The 1,070-nt window shown below is 38.9% G+C and carries 1 protein-coding gene; it reads right to left on the reverse strand.

What is annotated here, in order from left to right:
• Positions 1-100 precede the first annotated feature (100 nt).
• Positions 101-1,070 (reverse strand): SDR family oxidoreductase (locus tag LKE01_RS11820; RefSeq protein ID WP_146979258.1); only part of this gene is annotated, 970 nt, incomplete at its 5' end.

Consider the following 1,070-nt stretch of genomic DNA (forward strand, 5'->3'; position numbering starts at 1 on the left):
GAAACATAAAAAAAAGATAGAAAGGCTCTCGACAATAATATCGGGAGCCTTTTTGCACACATAAAACTAAAGGTGTTTATTTTTACGGGACTTATTCTGATCACTGGTCAACCAAGGTATTAGCATGAGGACCATTATTTTGATCCTGATAGGCTACAGAGAATGCTTTAACAAAATCAGCAAGTTTAACTTCACCAATATTTGTGGTTTGATTGTCCAAATCTGCATACAGTTTTTCTGGATGACGTTCCAGTTCGCTCATTTTAATAAATAGCTGTGCAAGCTTTTTAGAAACGCCCCTATCAACCATTGACTGTTCAGCCTGCTCATCAGAAATTGAAACAAAGTGTAGATCTGGCATGGATAGTGTATCCTGGAGGGTTTCAATAAATTTTTGAGTTGAGAAAGCATCACTATAGACATAATGAACCGACGTTCCAACTGGAACATGCTGAAGTAATTTTAAAACAACAGCGGCAATATCTTGTGGAGCTGCCCACCGCTGAGTAATAGTTTCAGGAATGTTTGAATAAATTGCATGGTCAGCCCTAATGGTATTTATGTTGGCATACAGATTACTGTAGAATCCAACTGGTCGTATAAAAGCAACATTTACGTCTTCAAGTTCTTTTAGCTGATCCTCAATCCAATGGTAAGCATACAGGACACCTGCCTGCGGATTGTTAGCACCAATACTGCTTAAGTCAACGACATTTTTAACCCCAGAACGCTTAATTGCTTCAGCAAATACCCTTCCCTGTTTTTCTGTATCCTCGAATATGGAATCACTAGGCCTAGTCGCAACCATTAGATAGACGGCATCCGCACCTTCAAACTGATTAGCCAAAAATTTGCTATCTGCCATGTTGCCAATTGCCGGCTGTGCGCCTACTTCACGAATTTGTTCTGACCGCTTAGAATTTGAGCTAATCACTGTAACATCATTGCCAGCGTTAACCAAAGCAGGAACAACAACCCTACCAATATTTCCAAGTGAACCTAATAGCGTATATTTCAATATGAATCCTCCTTTAAAGATAGCTCTATCTTTTTTCAAACACATTATAAAA

The organism is Lentilactobacillus kefiri (assembly GCF_007989105.1).
GTDB lineage: Bacteria > Bacillota > Bacilli > Lactobacillales > Lactobacillaceae > Lentilactobacillus > Lentilactobacillus kefiri.